Below are 22191 nucleotides of genomic sequence, written 5' to 3' on the forward strand. Positions count from 1 at the left end.
CAGTCCAGTTAGTCATCAAGGTATGAGTCAGTAAGCGGTGTACAAGAGAGAGTGTAGCGTAACTTTTGCGATTAAGCTTTTTTATTTTAGGCTTTGTCGTTAGGGCTTTGTCATTAAGTAATATCGAAGGAATAAAGTTATCTATCATTGATACTACTATTGGTATTGCTTAGTTGTATTTACATCTCACCAATCGAATATATTATTCATTTAAGTGGGATAAGAGGCTAATTAGAATAACTGGTTTATTAGTGGACACAAAAAAGCGTCTCCATTTTATATTGAAATAATATCGATATAAAATGAAGACGCTGACTGCTTTGGTCGTAGATTATGTATCAATCATTTTGATCAATACATAAAACCATTTTAGACACCTGGTTTAACGTTGATGTCAGGTGCTGGTATGTCCCAAATGTAGAACTTACCTTCTTCAACAAGTTTTATCTGCTGACCAATCATAGCATTGTTGGGATTTTTACTCTCAAGGCGACGCAGACGCTCTAACGCGCTATCACGACGGTCACTTAAGACGTCCGACTGTGCCAAGCTTTGCTCTGCTTCCGTATAGCCTAGAGAGACGGCTTTATCTAAGTATTTTTGACCTTCTTTAAAACCACCACCTTCTGATAGCATCATGCCATACAAGAAGTTGGCTTCACCGCTATCAGGTTGCAGTTTGATGGCACGGTCCACATATTTGCCACCGCGTATCGTATAGTCTGAACCCAAATCTAGGTTACGTCCCATGCCGTTAAGCTTGGCTGCACGAAGCAGCACATCATAAGAGGCATTTGGTGACAGGGCATAAGGTTCAATCCACTCAGCCAATACTTTGATTTTTTCGCGAACATTATATCGTTGTGTACGGTTAGGGAAGTTTGGTGGATAGTGGCGGGCATTAGGTGATGCCTCTTGGATAAAGTCATCAAGCAGACTCACATCTAATTTGTCAGAGTTAGCGGTTGTTTGTTGTGGAATCAATACGGTCTTTAGAAAGCTCACGTCTGACAACTGTACTTTCGGCGTTGGGATGTTTGCAAGTTGACCACTACGCAGATCGATACCAGATGTCGTCATTGGACCTGGCTCATAGACATGAGTGCTACCTGTGTACACTGGCTTGGTTGGGGCAGGTGTGACGGTTTGTGGCTGCCCAGAACTCATTGGAAAAAGGCTCTGTGTAGGAGCGCTTTGTTGAGTAGCAGCGACAGGTGCATTAGTTTGTGGCGCTGGTTGAGTGCTTGATTGAGCTGTACTGTCTGCTTTGGGTTGAGCAAGACGAATCACACGTTTACTAGAGTCTACAGCACTAGGGACGGATGTGGCTGCTGCATTGGTTTCAGCTGCATTGACAGGCGCTGATAGCAACATTGTGCATGCTGCTGCCAGTGCGGTCATTGTGACCAGTTTAGAAGACTTGGTAGACACACTGCTAGAGAGCATTGATTTTTTAATGGTTGTCATAAAGATTGTTACCTTGTTTATTTAGTCGTTATTTAGCAATTAAATGGTCATATAGGTTGTGTCTTTGCTGCAAAATCGTACAAATTTCTCATACCGTAGCAAATTAAGCTTTACGCTATCAGTAGTAGGATTGTTAATAATAAACGTCAAAAACTCGATAGCAGACGCGATAATCAAGCTTATAGTCTCTATTAATCTAGAGTTGGCAATTACATCGTTTACTACTACAAATGATAAGCAGTGGCTTTCATACGGTTGGCCATCCAGCGCATCGTCTTGCGTACAGGCGGTGACAATGCAGCGCCGCCGCTGGCAAGTGCGAGTTCACGATGGTGCAACTCTTCGATATCCATTTGTGCCAGTATCTCTTTTGAGCGTTTGTCATGCTCAGGCAATTGCTGGATATGATCTTGCAAGTGCTCACTGACTTGTGCTTCTGTCTCTGCGACAAACCCCAAGCTGAATTCATTAGAGATAGCACCAGCTACTGCCCCAAGACTAAAAGACATGCCGTACCATAGTGGCGTAAAGAGACTGGCGTGGCTACCAAGCTCACTTAGACGAGTCTCACACCAAACCAGATGGTCAACTTCCTCTTCGGCAGAGTGTTGCATGGCTTGCTTGACGCCGTGATCTTTCGCCGCAAAGGCTTGACCGTGATAAAGCCCTTGCGCGCATACTTCACCAGTATGATTGATACGCATCAGTCCTGCGACATGCCGTGCTTCAGTGATGGTCAGCTCAGGAATCTCATCGTTGCTGACTGGTAATGGACGCGTACTAGGGTTTGAGTGCGGTACGACAGCTCGTAATGCCTTATCGACGCCGAGTAACAACTGGTCGATTTTGGATAAGGGACGTAAGGCCATAATTCACTCCTAATGGCTGTATGTACTATCAAAAGGTACTGTTATTAAAAGATGTTATTATTAAAAGGTACTGCTGTTAAAAGATTCTGTTGTTAAAGTGCTATTGTTAAGAGTTACTATCAAAAAATAAGGTTGTCTGTTTTTCTGAGACAATTATAGTCTGGGCTTCACAAGCATTACTATAGCAAACAATCTAAATTATCAGCACGAATATTATCGGCTCAAAAACATACTGATTACTATAGTAATACTCAATTCAGCTTTAGCATATTTAAGGAACGACTTCATCATGCGTTTGAATCACAGCGCTTTTGATATGTTTATTGAGCTTGACGTATAAAAACGCGCCAAATGCAATATTGAGCAGTCCTGTTGCCAAAAACAGTTGAGGCATGCTCAACGCCAACGTATTTAAGATAACAATCGCGAAAATCGCTGAGGTAACCATAAATATCGCATTAAAGATATTATTAGCACCAATGATACGCGCACGATGGCTTTTGGGTGCATATGCCTGCATAGACGCATACAAAGGCACAATATATAGACCGCCACTAAAGCCCAAAAAGAACAAGTCTGCAAATACTCGCCAGCTACCACTCATACCCACTAAATCACCGACACTGAGGAAAGTGTTATTACTCACGTTGATATTAAGACCTGATAGTGAGAAATATAAATCGATCGCAAAAATACTTAATCCAGCAATACCAAAAGGTAATAAGCGCAAACTGACTTGGTTTTTGGTCAATGATTTACACAGTAATGAACCAATCGATACGCCAACTGAAAATAGCGTCAATAGGAAAATCACCACTGACTCATCACCATGCAAAATGACTTTGCTAAGCTCTGGCATTTGGGTCAAGAACGTCGCACCATAAAACCAAAACCAGCTGTTGCCAAGGATGACGCAGAATAGAAAAGGTAATGAATATAAGTAGCGAACCGTGGCCAAACTGGTGGTAAAAATATTCCAGTTGATTTTTAGACTGGGCTGCATCGCTGGCATGGTTGGAATGTAACGTGCTGCCAAATAGCCCAACACGGCTACGATCAGAACGGTCACACTAATCCAATATAGCGACTGCGACAGTTGTGTGAGGACGCCCGCGATAATCATACCCAGCAGAATAGCCAATGAGGTGCCCATTTGAAACAAACCATTGGCACCAACCAACTCGTCTTCTTTCATCGCTTGCGGCAAGTAGGCGTATTTAATCGGTCCAAAAAAAGTTGAATGGGTACCCATTAAAAACAATGCTACAAATAATAGGGCATACCACTCAAACACGAAACCAACCGCAGCGATCGCCATGATCACCAGCTCAAGCAGTTTGATCAATTGAGTTAGCTTTGACTTTTCGTATTTATCCGCAATTTGCCCTGCCAGCGCTGAAAACAAAAAATAGGGCAAGATAAATAACATCGCGGCTAAGTTATTTAAGATACTGACTTCCATTCCCAACTGACTTGCAGCGGTGTAAGTCAGAACCAGTATGAGCGCTTGCTTAAAAACATTGTCATTAAACGCGCCCAAAAACTGGGTAAAAAACATGGCACTAAACCGGCGGTGCTTAAATAACTGAAACTGATTTGCCATGAAAGTTCCTACAGATAGATCGCGGCTGATAGATTAAAAGGACATACGGAGTGCGGCTTTTAAGATAAAGGTAATTATTAATAGTATCAAAAACTTATCGAAATATAGCATAGGTTTTATCAATATTAGGACGTATAATAGCAAGGCTTTGGTATAAATACATGCGCCCGACGCTATGATTTCATAATTATCTACGTTATGATTTGTGAATTTTACAGGGTTTTACTGTCATATATAAGTGATGGCAAGCCCCGCTATCAATACAGCCTACCTACCTATTGATACGATAACGGCACTCAGGACTAAAGTTTGCACTATAGGCCGTAGACTGTCATTATCAAGAGCAAAGGTAGTCAATCAGAATCTCAGCCAACTGTTAATAAGTTTATTCACCGGTAAGACTTAGCGATTGCCCTCGTTAATGACATTGTGCCGCGTGAGGTGATAGGAAATAAACATGAACCACCAGCCTTCAACTCTAGCGCGTCCTGTATCGGTTAATCCGTGTGATACTCCTATAAATGTGTCAGATAATATCAGTGCCCAACGCATGCAAACTTGCCATGCTCAAGCTTGCGATATTAAACCTTGCCATGCTCAACCTTGCCAGACTCAAAACAGCCCTCGTATGGCTACGTGCGATGCGCCGCGCATTCACTTTACACGCTCTGCGCTTTTTTCTGCTCTAGCGACCAGCTTTGTCGGTTTTGGTATCGCACCTGCAGCTTTGGCCGATACTGCTATCAATGCAAATACTCCTGCTCAATCCATGACCAACCAAGTAGCGGCCAGTCAGTTAGCCACACTTTTAGATTCAAATGATGATGCTCAGCGCAATATTTTTGATAGTTCGGATGATGAGTTGTTGCAACAAGCCACAGCGATACAGCAGCAGGGTTATCAGATGATGACGCCTGCGCAGATTGATCGTGAACTGGCTGAGTTGAATACGCAAAATACCCAAGACATTAATACGATAGGTGGCGGCAATAACCGTAATAATGCCAATGGCATCAGTAATAGTGATGTTGATAGCGATTTTACAGCGCCAATCGCGACGTTGAATGATACCGCACCGCCTATTGGCTTAGATGTGGATCTTGATGCTGACAGCCTACCATTACCTAGTAATCTTGATACATTGGGTAAGAGTGAAAATGCCACTGAGCCAACAGACACGACTGAATTGGTGTCGAATCCGATAAATGTCAGCGGCTCTGTCAGCGCTGAAAGTGTGGACGGTGACAGTGATAGTGATGATAATAGCGACAGCGATGCTATTGATAATAGTAATGAGCTAGTCGCGAACACTAGTGATGTGGCGGATGTAGAGGGTGCGACAGCAAATATTATCGATCCAGGTGACTATCTGCCAGATTATCAAACAGATACTCAGGTAGCCGTTGAAAATGTTGAACAAACCAATAGACCTGGGCCTCGGGAACGTAACAAAGGCAACATCGTAAAGCGCCTTTATAATCGTTTCTTTAATGATGGCGCCATTGCCATACCTAATGTTGAAACGACCATCTACTTACAGGAAGCCACGTCTGAAGATACGGACGACAGCGAACCAAAAGAAACCAAGGCGGATAACGATATCCAGCCAATGAAAAACATTAAAGCCGCACTGGATAACACCACGGTTCAGTCCGTTGCTGACTTTACTGCTGCTTTACCGCGCTTGCGTCAGACGGCACTGGATGCTGCAAAAGCCGTAGGCTATTATGAAGTTACGTTGAGTCTGCGCCAGCCTAGTAGTGATACTTTGGATGTGGTTATTGAAGAGTTGGGTGAGCCAGTACGTGTCGATAGCCGTATTATTGAGATTCGCGGTGAAGGTAGTGAGCAAGAGGAATTTGCAAACTTCGAAAAAGAACTCCCACCACAAGAAGAAGATATCTTTAATCACCGTGTCTACAAAAACAGCAAAGCTGCGCTAGAGTCACTGAGTAATACCTATGGCTATTTTGACCAATATTGGCTAAACAAATCGGTTGATATTATTTTGCCGGACAACACAGCAGATGTTTCTTTGGTTTATGACACGGGCAGTCGTTACCAATTTGATGACGTTGTGTTTTTCACCTATGACCGAGAGACCAATACGTTAACGGAAGACCCTGATAAGCTGCCTGTTGAGCTGCCATTATTGCAGCAGTTGCTTGATTTCAAACCCGGCGATCCATTTTATGCGCCTGATGTGACCAAATTTAGTAATGATTTATCAGCGACGCGTTACTTTAATACAGTGAACGTTGAGTCGATACTACCACCAAATGAGAGTAGTGAAGCCAGTACATTGGCTTTTGATAATACCCCAGTGAATAGCAACGGTACGTCAGAATCAGATGAAGACGTTAGTAGTGGTAGCATTACTGATGTTATTAATAATAATGGTAATGACTCTCTAATGACGGCGAACGAGGCACTTGTTAGTGGGGCCAGCGATTCTAATAACGGCAGCGTGGTTAGCGAAAACACAGTCAATGAAGACGATATTGCTGCTATCGAGTTCGAGGCCGATGAAGCAACCCTTGATAAGCTGCAAGCCATTGAACAAAAAGCAGATCGTTTAAGCCGTTTGCCGAACGATCGGGTATTAGATGAAAAACCTCAAGAAGCAGACAACCTGTTAGGTAAAATCAGTGATTCCATCAGTAATGTCGCTCAAAAAATACTGCCTGATGAAAAAAGCCTGCTTTCCGATGAAAGCTTTGTACCACCGACATTAGCAGGACGTAAAACACCGCAAGAAGTGGCAGAAAGTAAAAAAGTGCCGCTGTATGTTTTTGTTGCCTCTGACAAACCGCGCGACGCCCAAGTCGGTCTTGGTTACGGTACAGATACTGGCGTGAGAGCAACGGCAAAGATAGATTATAACCTGATAAATCGTCAAGGCTATCAGGCTGGTGCAGAAACGGAAGTTTCAAGAATTGCTAAAAATGTGGCGGTCTATGCCAGTCGACCTTGGAAGCACCCGCTTAATGATAAGCTAGATGCACGTCTGACTTATGAGGAAGAAGTGATCGACCAAGGCGAAGGCAACTTTGACCTGTCTACTCGAACACTAAAAGCAGCATTGGCACGTAACATCCGTCAAGATAACGGATGGAATCGTAGCTACTCTGTGCGCTACCGTTTGGATGAGTTAGAAACAGGGGTCGATGAAACAGAGTTGGATGATCTGCCTATACGTTTTACGTCTTCAAATCCTAGTCAGCAAGCGTTGTTATTTGGCTATGGTATGAGTAAAACCAGTATAGATAGTGTGACTAATCCGACTCAGGGCATACGTCAGTCTTACTCTATTGAAGCAGGCAGTGAATCAGTTGCTAGTGATACCAATATGGCAATCGTTCGTGCAGGTGTTAGTGGTCTTTATAGCTTCGGCGATGCCGATAAGCATCAAGTATTAGGTAGTCTGAATACTGGTTATATCTGGGCAGATGATTTTTACGAAGTGCCTTATAAATTACGCTTCTTTGCAGGTGGTGACCAGAGCATCCGTGGTTATGACTATGAGAGCTTATCACCACTAGAGAACGGCTATCTGACAGGTGGTCAAATTCTCGCGGTGGGTAGTGCAGAGTATAACTATGAGTTCAAACCGGGTCTTCGTGCAGCATTCTTCACGGATGTGGGTAATGCTTATGACGAAAATTTCGATACTGAGACAAAGGTCGGTGTCGGCGTCGGTATTCGTTGGTCGTCACCTGTGGGCGTGGTGCGAGTCGATGTGGCGGCTGGCGTGACAGAGGAGAGTATTCCCATTAGACTGCACTTCTTTATTGGTTCGCCTTTATAATTGTTAGATTCGTTCTGTTATTTATTATTTATCGTACCGATTGCCGGTAATCATTCTTTAACGTAGTTGAGTGCCATGCTGACAAAAAACAACCCGCCTAGTAACTCACCAGATGAAGATCCGGCACAGCGCGACGCTCGTGCAGTCAGGCGCTTGTATCCGTTATCATTTTTGCTCAAGCTACTGGTGCTGATTTTAATCGTACTCGCGATTATGTTTGCGGTGTTCTTTTATGCGGCTGGCACAGAGTCAGGTACCAAGTTTATATTAGAGAAAGTCAGTGCCGAGACAGGCATAGAGTTCGAATATGGACAAGGCAACTTGCGTGACGGTATTTGGGTGACCGACATCGATATCAAGGCGACTGAAGACCTTGAGATATTGGTTGATAAAGCCTATGTAAAGATAGGCTGGCGCGCTGTATTTGCCAAAGAAGTGCATTTGCGTGAGGCCGACATACAGACCATTGAGATTATCAATAATGAGCCACCAACGGGTGAGCCCTTCGATTATAAAACCCTGCAGTTACCCGTCAATCTACGGTTTGACCAAGCTAAAATCAAAAGCATCACTTATAAGCAAGTGACCAAAGAGCCTATCATCATCCGTAATATCGTTGCCCGTGATTTGACTTGGGTCGGCAGCACGGTATCCATTGCTCGTGGTGATTTGCAGTATGCTGACATCGTTAATATCAGTGCTTTAAAAGGTGAAATTGATTTACAAGGCGATTATCCGCTAGATTTAAGTGCTATTGCAGAAGTAAGTGCACTAGAACAAGCCTATATTGATCCACTAAACATTACCGCAACAGGTACGCTCAAACGCACGGTTGGTAAAGTAAGCAGTCGCTACAACGATAGTGATGTTACCGGTGATTTTATCGTTCAGGGATTGGACGGCGATTCACCGTTTCGGGCAAAACTGCAATGGGATGATATCTTAATCCCGTATGCAGAAGATCAAGATATTCGCCTAAAAAGCGGTACGGCCACAGCAGAGGGTGTCATCTCTGAGATACGTCTACGCATCAATACTGAACTGACGGCCAAAGACATTCCTTCAGGTCATTATCAAGGCCGTGCGATTATTGCTGATAGTCAGCTGCGTATTGATCGTTTAGATGCTGATGTACCTGCTGGACGTTTGGTGTTGCAAGGTATTTTAGATTGGAAGAGTAGCTTTGATGCAAAAATCCGAGCGACAGGCAGTAACTTTGATATCCGCCAAGCGATTCCTGATGAGTACGCTGACTTTAAAGCGTACGCACCGCAAAGGCTTAATGGCAGACTGTCGCTACATTATCAGCAGCAGAATAGCGCTGGTAATACAGAGATAGATGCAGACTTACGCCAACGTGATGGTGAGCATGTTAATGCTAATATTGCCAGTGGCAAAGTTTCAGCGAAATCTAAACAGGCGGCCCCTTGGTATATTGATGCTAAATGGCAAAATCTAGTCCGCCGTGATGTGCCTGATGTCGGCAATATTAATAGCCCGAGTGGACAGGCAGATGTCATCATTCGTGACTCACAGCTATCCGTTGATGCCAATGCGGTTATCAATGAGCTCAATGCTGCTCCAAAAGGCAACTATGATGTGCGTCTACGTAAAGCTAGTGACGTCATTGATATTAATCGATTGAACTATGAAGGAATCGTAGGCGACCTATCTGGTACTGGACAGATTCGACTAGCGAGTAAGAATACACCACTCACATGGCAAGTTGATGCGAGTACCAAAGGCTTGCTCCCGAAAAAATACCGCAGCGACTTACCACTTGAGCGTCTAACAGGTAGTATTAACGCCCGGGGTCGTCTGTTAAATATCACCAAAAACGGTGTTAGTGGTCAGCGTCATATCATTACGCTGAATAACACTGATTTGCAGACGCAGCTTGATGCCACACAAGACAGTCGTACCATCGGTATAACAGGTGGCGGTGATGCCAGCATCGATATCGTCGGTGGTGAGCTGTCTGTATTTGATGCGCGCTTTGATGGCCAAATTGATACGGCAGATGTACCAAAAGGCCGCCTATCTATTGATGCCGCTGGTACGCCAAATCTGATTAGTATCCGTAAATTGAATTACAATGGCGAGGCTGGTGCAGTGGCAGCGAAGGGTGTCATTGATTTACGCAAAAATATTGGTTGGACGGTAGATGGCCGCTTTGACGATTTCAATTTGGGTTATTTTTTGCCCAATAACCCAGCGATTCTGACGGGTGATTTAACCACCAGTGGTGAATGGCAAACGCCGCCTAGCAATAGTAAAAACACGCCAGGTAAGCTAAAACGTTTTGCCGTAAATTTCGATGGTGTACTGGATGCTGAGCAACTGCCAGCAGGTAAGCTGACTATTGATGCCAGTGGCGATGATCAATTGATTCGTATCAAACGCTTCCGTCATGTGGGTGCTGCCGGCAGCATCGATGCCAAAGGTACCGTAGATGTGCGTCAAGGAGTTGCGTGGGATATCAATGCGGTAATGGATCGTTTTAACCTAGGGTATTTCCTAAAAGACACACCAAGTCTTATCACGGGTACGATAGATACTGATGGACGCTGGAGTGATTCGCAGCAAATTATCAATATCAAGCAAGTCAATTTGAGCGGTACGTTAAAAGGGCAGACGTTGAGCGCTAAAGGCAGCTTGGCGGCGAAAATGCGCTTACCAAAAGACTTGGCAAGCTACTTTGAAAGTCTGCAAACGCAAGATGCTCAAGCGCAATACAAAAAAGTAAATGCCTTAATTGATAGCTTAAATGCGGAAAACCTCGTACTACGTTGGGGTGATAATTACGTAACTGCTAACGGTAATGCTAAGCAGCTACAAACCAAAATCAATATCACCAGCTTAGACCAGCTCTCAGATCAGCTGGCTGGTAAAGTAACTGGCGGTGCCACTTTGTCGCAGCCAGTAGGACAAGCGTTGCCAACCATTTATATTGATTTGGTGGGTGAGCGTCTTGCGCTACCAGGCTTTGTTTTACGTCAGGGTCGTGTTCGCGGAAAACTGGTCAATCTAGCAAATAGCCCAAGTCAGCTTATCATTACTGCCGAAGGCTTAGATGCTGCTGGACAGAGTTTTAAAAGTGTTAAGGCTTCATTTAATGGGACAGAGCAGGCACACGTGGTCGATCTAGACGTGGCCAATGAGCAGCTGACTATTGGTGCAAGAGTCAAAGGTGGATTCAATCGCAATAGCGTGAGCTGGTCTGGAGTCATCGGTGAGGGCCGCATTCAGTCTAAATATGCGACTTTAAACCAGTTGCAACCAGCGCAGTTGATTGTGAATCTACCTAACGAACAGAACGGGAAAAACACAGACTTCAAAGTACAGCTAGCTGCGCACTGTTGGCAAGCTGCTGATCAAACTGGCAAGCTGTGTTTACGCAAAAAACTGGTCGCATCACCAGATCAAGGTGAGGTCGATGTGGCCTTACAGAATTTAGATACTTCATTATTCTCAGTCTTTTTGCCCAAAGATATTGATTGGCATGGCAAGATTAATGGTAAAGCTATTGTCGGCTGGCAACGTGGTCGTCCGCCGACTATTAATACAACGTTGTACTCGGATAATGGCAAAATTGGCTTAGCTCAAGAGGGTGATAGCGCTGCTGTTACTTTACCTTATAAGCGGGTTTCTCTCATTGCTGTATCCGTTCCAGAAGGCCTCAAGCTACGCACAGACATCAATACCGGAAGCGGTGCTCGTGGCTATGCTGAGGTCGTTGTTGATCCTTATAAAACGCCTAAACCAATCTCGGGTGCGTTGGTACTCAATGAGCTCAATCTAGCGATATTTAAGCCTTTTTTCCCGGGGATGCGAGTCCTGCGAGGCAATGTCACGATGGCAGGTGGCGTCGGTGGTACGCTTGCCAAGCCGCAGTTCTATGGTGACGTGAAGCTTTCCAATGGCCGTATCGCCATGTTGGATTTACCGATTAACTTGACCAATGTAAATGCTGCCGCCAAAATTCGCGGCACTCAAGCAACGATGGATGGCACGTTTAACAGTGGTCCCGGTAAAGGCTCTTTAACAGGAACGGTTGATTGGAAACAAAAGTTACAGGCTAAGCTAAGTGTTATCGGCGAAGGATTGGTGCTTACTCAGCCGCCATTGCTAGTAGCTGAAATCGATCCAGATATTGATATTATTGTGCGCCCAGGCGATCGCTATGTTGATATTAAAGGTGCCATTAGTGTACCGTCAGCGACTATCCGTCCACCAGAAGCCAGTGAAGATATTGTGACTCAAACCGAAGATGCAGTCGTACTTGATCGTCGTTTGATTGGTAATATCGATGAAGTCTTGGCCATCTCGAAGCCTTGGTCTATCAATGCAAATATTGGTATTGATTTGGGTGAGGATATCAACTTCCGTGGCTTTGGTGCCGTGATTCCTTTAGCAGGGGCGATTAATATCACCCAAAATGGTACAGGAATTATGCGTGCAAAAGGTGTGGTGCAGGTATCGCGTCGTACTGATATCAATGCCTTTGGTCAAAGTTTAGAGCTCAATTATGGTCAAGTACGCTTTGATGGCGATGTTATGAATCCGACCTTAAGTGTCGAAGCAGTTAAAAGCATTGAAGGGAAAATAGTAGGCCTACGTGTTAAAGGTGATACTGAGTCACCAAACATTATTGTCTTCAATAATGCTGGTCTGACACAGCAGCAAGCGATGAATGCGTTGGTCACAGGCCGCCTTACTAATACAGGTGCGACCCAAATCAGTGAGCAAGGATTTAAATCGCAGGTTACCAATAACTTAGCAGCGGCTGGATTGAGTTTCGGACTGAGTGGCACGCGCAGCTTAACCAATCAGATAGGTCAGGCTTTTGGTTTGCAATCTCTCACCGTGGATGCCTCCGGCAGCAGTGAAGACACCAATGTCAATGTCACTGGTTATGTGACTCCTGATTTATATATTCGTTACGGAGTGGGTGTGTTTAATGCTCAGAATAGCTTGTCGGTTCGTTACCAGTTGACGCGTCGTATCTATGTTGAAGCAAGCGCCGCTGCAGAGAATGCAGTAGATGTGGTTTATAGTTGGCAGTTCTAAACGCAACGCTATAGTCAGAGAACTACTAAACTGCTACGGTGTTAGTCTCCTTAGATGTACTACCTGTAAAATCTGCAGTCGACTGCCTTGTAGCAATTTTAGATTTCTTTGACTATAAATTATTATCAATATCTAAAACCTATATCCATTAACGATGACCACAGTAATTTTCAGCCAATAAAAAACGCCTTTTAATGAAGGCGTTTTTTTATAAGTGGACATCGAGTGATGTTCATTCTATTTGGTTAGGATTAGTCGATTATTACGTGTCAGGCGTAGGCGGTACTCTTCACCTTCATGCTCGATACGTACTTCCTTAGTTAGGGCAAATAAGTGCTGTGATTGTAAAGTAGGTAGACGGTTTTCGCGGCAGTTTAGATAACGAGAGATGACCATGCTCATAATAAAATCCTTTTGATAAAAAATAGCTGAGTAGCGATAACAGTAAGTAATCGTCTTTAACGATAATAATTATCATTTAGATTGAATGATTTTGCAAGACAATTGATAAAATAAAATGCAGTTATTATGTAAACTTATCTAAAGCAGTTGTCATAAACCTTATCCTGAATAAGGCAAATTATGAATATTATATTTAAAATCAGTAATTTAAGTTAAATTCCTGCTATCTTCTAACATTTTCGTATGACTGAACATACTCTAATAAAAATAAACAACGAAGGACAAAACCATGCCAATCGAACCAAATAACCAAGAAATAAACCAAATCATAGACAAAAAAGCAGTCATCGTAAACGTTGCTGTCGCTGTTATTCATCATAAAGAGCAATATTTGCTTGGGTTTAGAGATGCTACCCAACACCAAGGCAATCGCTATGAGTTCGTCGGTGGAAAGATTGATGCCAATGAGAGTGCAGAACAGGCATTGGTTCGAGAAGTCGCTGAAGAAACAGGTATTGCTATAGATAATGACATTATCGTCAAGCTTGGTCGTTTGCATCATGACTATGGTGACAAGCAGGTTGTACTACAGGTTTACAAGATTGAGCTGGTAGCGCAGCAATACGAGCAGCATAAGCATTGCAAATATGGATTAGAAGGGCAGGCGCTGACATGGGTGGATAAGTCTAAGCTATTAGCAGGTGAGTATCCCTTGCCCGCTGCGAATAAAACGATTCTAGAATGGCTGAGGTTGCCAACGCAGATAACCATTACCTATCCATTATCACATTTTAGCGAATGTTCTGATCCAGCGGCAGCATGGTTACAGTATCATCAAGACAATTTAGCGATAGAGTCTTTGGTTTATGTTCGAACAAAAGAAGCTGATGCAGAGCGCTCAGGCAATCTAGCAGCGCAATTGATGCATGATCGTCCAGACGTTCAAGCGATTGTACCTTATGATGCCGATAGCCAGTTTATGGACGTTGATAAGTCAATACTAATTAAAGATGAAAATATCTCTCATCAAGTCGTTGCAAATCATTTGACCCATACGGCATTAATGCAATGGCTTGAAAGTGTTTCAGACACTTCTGTATCTGAGCATTGTTTATCGGATGACTTTCCATTGATAATCAGCTGTCACGATATTGTCAGTATTGAAGCGGCCAACAAACTCGCCAGTGCTCGAATACAGCAACAGCTACCGCCAGTGATCGGTATTTTCATCTCACCAGTATTAGCCACTCACACGCATCCTGATACTGTACCACTTGGTTGGGAGGCATGGTCTGCCTTAGCACAGCTGGCCGATATGCCAGTCATTGGTTTGGGCGGTCTATCACCCACGATGATAGATCAAGCATTAGCACATGGCGGTATCAGCGTTGCTGGTATTCGTCAGTTTTTTAACAGTGAAAAATGAGAAGAAATTCGGCTTATATTGAGCCTATTATTTGTTGAAAATTATCAGGGATATCACTGATTTGTCTGATATTTATCCAGTAAGTAACTATGTTTTTATTAGGTGTTTGTTCTACCGCATAAAGACCTAGTTACTTACAAACCGTTGCGTTTCCCTACATTGCGACACTGTTTTAATAGTCAAGTTGTCCTTAATATAGAATACCTAATTAAAGAGTATTTACTCTATCATTCATAAGCAAACTGTTTATTATTCATTAGCAAATTGCCTATGAAAACATATTTTGACCCTTGCAATAACATCAAATTCTGTAGCGCTGGTTTACTTATTAGACACGCTTTTTGAATTTGGCGACGTTCAGAGAGTTAGACTAGGTGGATAAATACACAAAGAATTTTTCACAGTCATTATTAATAACGGTAATTCTATGAAAACCAACAAGTTACCTAAGTCAGAATGGTCTGATCCACAGGAAGCTGGTTCTCAATCTCAGCAGACTAGTCAGTCAAGCAGTTATTATCTGGATAAGGATAATACGCAAAAGACAGACTATGCCAGCAATGATGCTAGCTACAATCATGACGAATCGAATGATGAGTATCCGAGCCATTCGGTAAAAGACACGTCTTCGCAAGACAGCTATTTTGGGTACAAAAGCGTTGTCAAAAGCCTGCTAAAGGCAAAAGAGTCTGCTATGTCTGATGATGACATTACGAAAAATAATGATTTGAAAAGCAGTCTTGAACAGTCTCAAGGGCTGACCAATTCGGAGCCTGTAGCTTCAGAATCTATAGATGAACAAATAAAAATATCAAAAGATAAGTCTGAGCATAGAGATTCTGAACAAGAAACCGATTCGTCATCGGATACCACTCACTCATCATACAAAGAAATACCGGAGCGCATATTTATGAATGGACTGATCAAACATACAGGTATTGCCTTAGCGATTATTATACCATTGGCTGCGTTTTCAGCTTATGCTGCTACGCCTCCAGTCAATGCAGCGTCTATGGCGGCTACCAATGCAACGATGGATAAAACGACAACAGAGATGCTGTCTGTCGAACCAAGCGCCATCATTCATAAGTCTGCAAATACCCCAACGACAGTCGATAGCGTCGACCTCAAAAAGTATGCCGGAACGTGGTACGAGATAGGGCGCTTGCCGATGTATTTTCAACGTAAATGCGCAGGTGATGTTACCGCCAATTATGCTCAAAAAGCTGATGGAAAAGGTATAACTGTCACTAACAAGTGTATGGCCGAAGATGGCTCGGAGATTGTTGCTGAAGGTCTCGCTAAGCCAGCGGATGAGACTGGTAGTAAGCTAAAAGTAACTTTCTTGCCCTCATGGATTCGTTGGTTACCAGTCGGCCGTGCCGATTATTGGGTACTGGCACGTGATGCTGATTATAAGACGGCATTGGTCGGCACACCTGACAAAGATTATCTATGGCTATTGGCTCGTTCGCCTAATGTCAGTCAAGAAACCTATTCTAAATATCGTCAGATTGCACAACAACAAGGTTATGACTTAAAAGAATTTAAGCTCACACCGCAAACCAATCAGACGGTAAATTTAACGCCATAATTTATGTAAATATAAAACGTTAAATTGAATTGTAGAATGCGTTTGTATACCTGATTGACAACCAGTTGTTATCAGGTTATTTCAATTAATACAAAGTCATAGTAACTCTCATTCAAAAAAACTAATAAGGCGACATATATGGCTGCCTTTATTTTTATTCCTATCTATATATGAGTCTGTATATGAGAATGAAACCTATTATGCACATCAGCTAATCGGTTACTACTGGCAAAATGAGGCGTTTTAGGCTAAAATCTATGCGATTCAAATACTCTAGTGTCAATAACCCATATTGATAGTGGTTGATTATCATATTAGAGTCACCATTTAGAGCATACACAACCTATCTATTTCATACTTCTTCATATTTTATTGATCATATATTACTGACCATAAGGATGTTTCTCGTGAGCAACGCTGATACCTTACGCCAATTACATCAAGACCACTTAAGCAACTATAACAATCAAGAGCAACAAGCGATTGAGCTAATGGGGTTATTGAATAAGCTCTATAATGCGCAAGACGTACAAGTGACTTTGTTCGGCGAAACGCTAGACTCTACCTCAGTTGGTCAAATACTCGCTTTGCATCAAAAAGTTGCGTTGCGTGACCATGGCGCTAAGTCTATTGATATCGCTGATACGTTAGCGATGGTAAAAGTCATCGCAGAGAGCAAAGATATCCAAGCCACTCGTATCGATGTTGGTCAATTGATTGCTAATGACACTGACGTACAAGCTGCGCTAAAATCTGTTAATAATGCAGGTGCCGTGAATGGCGCGACAGATGTAGTATTATATGGTTTCGGCCGCATTGGTCGTATTTTGACTCGTTTGTTGCTGGCGCAAGCATCAAGTGCAAAAGGTATGCAGTTAAAAGCTATCGTCGTACGTCCAGCTGCTGCTGGTGACTTGGCCAAACGCATTTCATTACTTGAGCGTGATTCGATCCATGGTAGATTCTTGGGTGGTATTAGTATCGATGATGACAACAACGGCATGATTATTAATGGTCGTTTTGTACAAGTTATCTATGCTAAAGACCCTAGTGAAATCGATTACACCGCTTATGGTATCAACGATGCTCTCGTTATCGATAACACGGGCATCTGGAAAGACGAAGCAGGCCTTGGCAAGCATTTACAGTCTACTGGCGTGAAAAAAGTACTACTGACTGCCCCTGCTGGTGGCGATATTAAAAACGTCGTTTATGGTGTGAACAATGACACGGTTGGTGATGACACTATCGTTAGTGCTGCCAGCTGTACGACCAATGCTATTACACCAACGTTAAATGTATTGAATGATGAGTACGGTATCGAAAACGGTCACGTAGAGACTATTCACTCATTTACCAATGATCAAAACTTGGTTGATAATTATCATAAAGCAGACCGCCGTGGTCGTAGTGCTGTGATGAACATGGTTATCACTAGCACAGGCGCAGCAAAAGCAGTTGGTAAAGCATTACCAGAATTAAGTGGTAAGCTAACGGGCAACGCCATTCGTGTACCAACACCAAATGTCAGCTTAGCAATTTTGAACTTAACGCTTAAAACGGCACCAGAAAGTGCTGAAGCGTTGAATGAATTTTTGCGTAAAATTGCTAACAGCAGCACTTGGCAGTCGCAGATTGCGTATACTGATTCTACAGAAGCCGTATCAACGGATTTCGTTGGCACGACTCATGTTGGTATCATCGATGCGCAGGCGACTATTCTTACTGGTAATCAAGCCATTGTGTATGTTTGGTATGATAACGAAGTAGGTTATAGTACTCAGGTATTGCGTTTGGCGACCCAGATGGCTGGAATTAGCTACACTCAAATTCCTGCATAGAACGTTAAGCATAACAAACCAGTTGTCTGATATTGTGTAAATTGGTGCGGTCATACTGCAAAATTTGCCATAATAGCGTCTGGTTTGGATAGCTTGATATTGCGTTAGCTGTCATACTTAAACACCCGATAGTCCGATTGATTATCGGGTGTTATTTTCATATTGAATATCAAATACAAGTAGCGTGCTTTTAGCGCTTATTTTGTCACAATATTTTTTGTGACAATACAGTAAAACCCCATAATATAACCGTTGGTTGTAACCAGTATATAAACTGGATTGTGAATTAAGGAAAGTAAAATGCGATTTATTGATGAAGCCGTCGTAACGGTAAAAGCAGGTGACGGTGGTAACGGAATCGCCAGTTTTCGCCGAGAAAAATATGTCCCACGTGGTGGCCCTGATGGTGGTGATGGTGGTAAAGGCGGAGATGTTTATGTCATTGCAGAAGACAACACCAATACCCTAGTTGACTATCGTTATACCCGTCGTCACGACGCCATGCGAGCTGAGAATGGTCACAGTAGAAACTGTTCAGGTAAAGGCTCTGATGATTTGTTTTTACCAGTGCCTATTGGTACCACGGTAGTTGATACCGAAACAGATGAAGTGTTGGGCGATTTGATTGAACTTGGTCAGACGTTACTGATTGCCAAAGGTGGTGATGGTGGTTTGGGTAATACCCATTTCAAGAGCTCTACCAACCAAGCACCGCGTAAAGCGACGTCAGGTTTTGAAGGTGAATTAAAAGTTCTTAAATTTGAGCTAAAAGTAGTGGCTGATGTTGGCTTGATTGGTTTGCCTAATGCTGGTAAATCTACCTTTATTCGTCAAGTTTCTGCTGCTAGACCAAAAGTTGCTGACTATCCATTTACCACACTCGTTCCTAATTTAGGTGTAGTTGATATCGGTCGTCATCGCTCATTTGTGATGGCAGATATTCCGGGTTTGATCGAAGGTGCGTCAGAAGGTGCCGGACTTGGTATCCGCTTCTTAAAGCATGTGGCTCGTACTCGTCGATTGTTACATGTGGTCGATGTAAAGCCAGTTGATGGCAGCGATCCGGTAAACAACGCTCGTGTTATCTTGAATGAACTCGAACGTTTTTCACCTGAGTTATCCAACTTGCCTCAGATTTTAGTATTAAACAAAATCGATCAGATGCCTGAAGAAGAGTTAGATGAGCTCTGTACCCATATTGTCGCTGAGCTTGATTGGACAGGCGATGTATTTCGCACGTCAACCCTAATGGGTGAAGGGACTGATGCGGTTAAATATCATTTGATGAATGAGATTGAACTAGAGCGTGAGCGTGAACTAGAAGATCCTATCTTCGCTGAAGCACAAAGAACACGTTTTGAGCGCTTAGAAGTAGAAGTCCGTCTAAACACTGAAGCCCAGCGTGAAGCCTATCGTGCGGCCCGCAGAGCAGCACGTGAAGGGGTGGACTTAAATGACGATGATGACGACTTCGATGATGAAGACGGTGTCGAGGTGATTTACGTTCCATAAGTGAACAAGCTTGAACTGATGTACCTGAATTTTTTAAATCAATCCCCTAATCAATTCATAAGATAAAAAGGAGTTTATATGGCAGATGGCATAGAAAACACGATCGAAGAAGCAAGATTTGTTAAGCAAAATCGCAACTTTGATATTCAGCGCGTTATTGTCAAGATTGGCTCATCGTTGTTAACCAATAACGGTCGAGGGCTGGATCGAACTGCCATATACGAGTGGGCCAAACAGATTGCTAAGCTGCACAAGCAAGGCGTCGAAGTGCTACTAGTATCGTCAGGTGCTGTTGCTGAAGGTGTGGTACGTATGAACCTTGAGGAGCGCCCTAAAAAACTAGCCGCACTACAGGCCTGTGCTTCTATTGGTCAGATGGGATTGATTGAAACATGGTGGTCAGCTCTGATTCAGCATGGTATTCAAAGCTCGCAGCTGCTATTGACTCATGATGATTTGTCTAATCGTAGCCGTTATCTCAATACGACAGGCGCATTGACGCAATTATTAGAATGGCGCGTGCTACCTGTTATTAACGAAAACGACACCATCACCATTGATGAAATCAAATTCGGTGATAATGATACATTAGGGGCAATGGCAGCAGCGATGGTCAATGCTGACTTGTACATTATCCTCACCGATCAAGATGGTGTATTCACAGACAATCCGCGTGACAATCCCAATGCAAAAATGATTCGTCAAGAGCGTGCGATGGCTGATTACTTATTTGATATAGCCGGAGATGGCGGCAAGCTCGGACGCGGTGGTATGTTGACCAAAATCCGTGCTGGTCGTCTGGCTGCAATGGGTGGCTGTCCAACCGTTATCGTAAGCGGTGCAATTGATGACGTTATCACTCGTGTGGTATCAGGTGAAGCAGTTGGTACGCTTTTGACAACCAACGATGAAGACAAAATCATTGCTCGTAAACAATGGCTGGCGGCTCACCTGCGTATGTCAGGTAGCTTGGTTGTGGATGCAGGTGCGGCAAAGGCACTGACTGAGCATAATAGAAGTCTACTACCGGTTGGCGTCGTCGAAGTCCGTGGTGGTTTTGATGAAGGTGACGTGGTTGAAATTATCCATCAAGATACCGGTGAGCGTCTCGCGGTTGGGCAAGTCAACTTTTCATCGCAGGATGCGCATCGAGTAGCACGTGAGCGTACAGAGCAGTTTGATAAGATTTTTGGTAGCAGTGAAGAGCGCGTTGTCATGGTACATCGTGATAACTTGGCACTAACCGTATAGCACATTAATAATATAGAAGCGCTTGGTATGCACACAGTCTCAGTCTAAATATGGATTAATAGTATTGAAACTGAGATGTTGCTATGACCATTCTATAAATATTTATCATTCTTTTATTTAACGTATTTTATCCAACAAAGTATTCATCAATAAGTATGAATACTTTGTTGTTTTGGAGATTTGTACATGAGTGCTTCAGACAATAGTAACTCGACTCAGCACGACTTTGCACCATTAAAAAATGACAGATTGCTAAGAGCATTACGATTTGAGACGATAGACACCACCCCGGTTTGGATGATGCGTCAAGCAGGTCGTTATTTACCAGAATACAAAGCAACCCGTGCTGAAGCGGGCGATTTTATGAGTTTGTGTAGAGATACAGACCGTGCCACTGAAGTGACTTTGCAGCCACTGCGTCGTTATGATTTAGACGCTGCTATCTTATTCAGTGACATCTTGACCATACCTGATGCCATGGGGCTAGGCTTATATTTTGAAGCGGGTGAAGGTCCTAAATTTAAGCATCCTATTCGTACACAAGCGGATCTTGATAGAATACCAAAGCTTGATCCGACCGACTCTCTTGATTATGTCATGCGTGCGGTGACGAGTATTCGTAAAGCGCTGAATGGTCAAGTGCCGTTATTTGGTTTTTCTGGTAGCCCGTGGACGTTAGCTACGTATATGATTGAAGGCGGTAGCTCAAAAGACTATCGTTATACTAAAGGTTTTTTATACAGTAACCCTGACTTTTTACATCAATTACTGGATAAGTTGGCCACGTCTGTCATTGATTATTTAGATGCACAAATCGTTGCTGGTGCTCAGATTGTACAGATATTTGATAGCTGGGGCGGCGCGCTTGGTCATCGTCAGTTTATTGACTTTTCTCATGCTTATAATAAACGTATCGTCGCTGAGCTAAAGGTACGCCATCCGGAAATACCAGTGGTATTGTTTACGAAAGGTGGTGGGCTATGGTTAGACATCCAAGCGGATAGTGAAGCTGATGCTTTGGGCCTAGACTGGACGATGCCGATTGATCGTGCACGTCAAGTATTGACTGACAGTCAGCGTCAGTTGACCAAGCAGCATAAAAAACTACAGAGTAGCAAAGCCATCCAAGGTAACTTGGATCCAGCAACCTTGTATGGTTCACCTGCAACGATTCGCGCTGAAGTAAATGCAATGCTAGATAGTGCTTATGCGAGCGGCGAAAAAACAGGTTATGTCGCAAACTTAGGTCATGGCATCACTCAATGGGTTAACCCTGACAATGCAAAAGTGTTTATCGATGCGGTGCACGATTACAAAATCTAGAGTTTGGATATGCAAAGCTTATAAG

The 22191-nt window shown here is 43.3% G+C and carries 12 protein-coding genes; 8 read left to right on the forward strand and 4 right to left on the reverse strand.

What is annotated here, in order from left to right; all coding sequences use genetic code 11:
* Positions 1 to 369: 369 nt before the first annotated feature.
* The 3 genes from I6E84_RS13075 to I6E84_RS13085 form a co-directional block, all read right to left on the reverse strand.
* A complete protein-coding gene (locus I6E84_RS13075; RefSeq protein ID WP_197218420.1) occupies positions 370 to 1467 on the reverse strand; it encodes a tetratricopeptide repeat protein in 1098 nt (365 codons plus the stop codon).
* 224 nt (positions 1468 to 1691) lie between these two features.
* Positions 1692 to 2336: a 2-polyprenyl-3-methyl-6-methoxy-1,4-benzoquinone monooxygenase gene (coq7, locus tag I6E84_RS13080; RefSeq protein ID WP_197218421.1), complete on the reverse strand. Its 645-nt coding sequence runs from the start codon at positions 2334 to 2336 to the stop codon at positions 1692 to 1694.
* 271 nt (positions 2337 to 2607) lie between these two features.
* Positions 2608 to 3939, reverse strand: coding sequence for an MFS transporter (locus tag I6E84_RS13085; RefSeq protein ID WP_197218422.1), 1332 nt, complete (start codon positions 3937 to 3939; stop codon positions 2608 to 2610).
* Positions 3940 to 4396: 457 nt separating this feature from the next.
* Between I6E84_RS13085 and I6E84_RS13090 the strand changes: the two genes are divergently transcribed.
* Positions 4397 to 7747 carry an autotransporter assembly complex protein TamA gene (locus I6E84_RS13090; RefSeq protein WP_197218424.1) on the forward strand — a complete coding sequence of 1117 codons (3351 nt, stop codon included), beginning with the start codon at positions 4397 to 4399 and terminating at the stop codon, positions 7745 to 7747.
* A 75-nt stretch (positions 7748 to 7822) separates the two neighbouring features.
* Entirely contained in the window at positions 7823 to 12817 is a 4995-nt protein-coding gene (locus I6E84_RS13095) for a translocation/assembly module TamB domain-containing protein (protein ID WP_197218425.1), read from the forward strand.
* A 237-nt stretch (positions 12818 to 13054) separates the two neighbouring features.
* On the opposite strand, the gene hemP is transcribed toward I6E84_RS13095, so the two are convergent.
* Positions 13055 to 13213: a hemin uptake protein HemP gene (gene hemP / locus I6E84_RS13100; RefSeq protein ID WP_227672156.1), complete on the reverse strand. Its 159-nt coding sequence runs from the start codon at positions 13211 to 13213 to the stop codon at positions 13055 to 13057.
* 295 nt (positions 13214 to 13508) lie between these two features.
* On the opposite strand from hemP, the gene I6E84_RS13105 reads away from it, so the two are divergent.
* The 6 genes from I6E84_RS13105 to hemE all read left to right on the forward strand — a co-directional run bounded on the left by I6E84_RS13105 (position 13509) and on the right by hemE (position 22166).
* A complete protein-coding gene (locus tag I6E84_RS13105; protein ID WP_197218427.1) occupies positions 13509 to 14645 on the forward strand; it encodes an NUDIX domain-containing protein in 1137 nt (378 codons plus the stop codon).
* Between the two features lie 427 nt (positions 14646 to 15072).
* Complete coding sequence (locus I6E84_RS13110; protein WP_197218428.1) at positions 15073 to 16239, forward strand: lipocalin family protein; 1167 nt, start codon at positions 15073 to 15075, stop codon at positions 16237 to 16239.
* Between the two features lie 398 nt (positions 16240 to 16637).
* Positions 16638 to 18080, forward strand: a complete 1443-nt coding sequence (locus I6E84_RS13115; protein WP_110922388.1) for a glyceraldehyde-3-phosphate dehydrogenase — start codon at positions 16638 to 16640, stop codon at positions 18078 to 18080.
* Positions 18081 to 18380: 300 nt separating this feature from the next.
* Positions 18381 to 19592 carry an Obg family GTPase CgtA gene (gene cgtA, locus I6E84_RS13120; RefSeq protein WP_197218429.1) on the forward strand — a complete coding sequence of 404 codons (1212 nt, stop codon included), beginning with the start codon at positions 18381 to 18383 and terminating at the stop codon, positions 19590 to 19592.
* Positions 19593 to 19670: 78 nt separating this feature from the next.
* Positions 19671 to 20843 (forward strand): glutamate 5-kinase, encoded by a 1173-nt coding sequence (proB, locus tag I6E84_RS13125; protein WP_110922390.1) that lies wholly within the window; start codon positions 19671 to 19673, stop codon positions 20841 to 20843.
* Between the two features lie 186 nt (positions 20844 to 21029).
* Entirely contained in the window at positions 21030 to 22166 is a 1137-nt protein-coding gene (gene hemE, locus I6E84_RS13130) for a uroporphyrinogen decarboxylase (RefSeq protein WP_197218430.1), read from the forward strand.
* Positions 22167 to 22191 lie beyond the last annotated feature (25 nt).

It is taken from the genome of Psychrobacter sp. SCQQ22 (genome assembly GCF_015864605.1).
Lineage (GTDB): Bacteria > Pseudomonadota > Gammaproteobacteria > Pseudomonadales > Moraxellaceae > Psychrobacter > Psychrobacter fozii.

Bases quoted from the DNA above. Each gene is read 5' to 3' on its own strand.
- hemE (WP_197218430.1), top strand. From the start codon at position 21,030: ATGAGTGCTTCAGACAATAGTAACTCGACTCAGCACGACTTTGCACCA.
- I6E84_RS13090 (WP_197218424.1), top strand. From the start codon at position 4,397: ATGAACCACCAGCCTTCAACTCTAGCGCGTCCTGTATCGGTTAATCCG.
- I6E84_RS13095 (WP_197218425.1), top strand. From the start codon at position 7,823: ATGCTGACAAAAAACAACCCGCCTAGTAACTCACCAGATGAAGATCCG.
- coq7 (WP_197218421.1), bottom strand. From the start codon at position 2,336: ATGGCCTTACGTCCCTTATCCAAAATCGACCAGTTGTTACTCGGCGTC.
- I6E84_RS13110 (WP_197218428.1), top strand. From the start codon at position 15,073: ATGAAAACCAACAAGTTACCTAAGTCAGAATGGTCTGATCCACAGGAA.
- proB (WP_110922390.1), top strand. From the start codon at position 19,671: ATGGCAGATGGCATAGAAAACACGATCGAAGAAGCAAGATTTGTTAAG.
- cgtA (WP_197218429.1), top strand. From the start codon at position 18,381: ATGCGATTTATTGATGAAGCCGTCGTAACGGTAAAAGCAGGTGACGGT.
- hemP (WP_227672156.1), bottom strand. From the start codon at position 13,213: ATGGTCATCTCTCGTTATCTAAACTGCCGCGAAAACCGTCTACCTACT.
- I6E84_RS13105 (WP_197218427.1), top strand. From the start codon at position 13,509: ATGCCAATCGAACCAAATAACCAAGAAATAAACCAAATCATAGACAAA.
- I6E84_RS13085 (WP_197218422.1), bottom strand. From the start codon at position 3,939: ATGGCAAATCAGTTTCAGTTATTTAAGCACCGCCGGTTTAGTGCCATG.
- I6E84_RS13115 (WP_110922388.1), top strand. From the start codon at position 16,638: ATGTTTCTCGTGAGCAACGCTGATACCTTACGCCAATTACATCAAGAC.
- I6E84_RS13075 (WP_197218420.1), bottom strand. From the start codon at position 1,467: ATGACAACCATTAAAAAATCAATGCTCTCTAGCAGTGTGTCTACCAAG.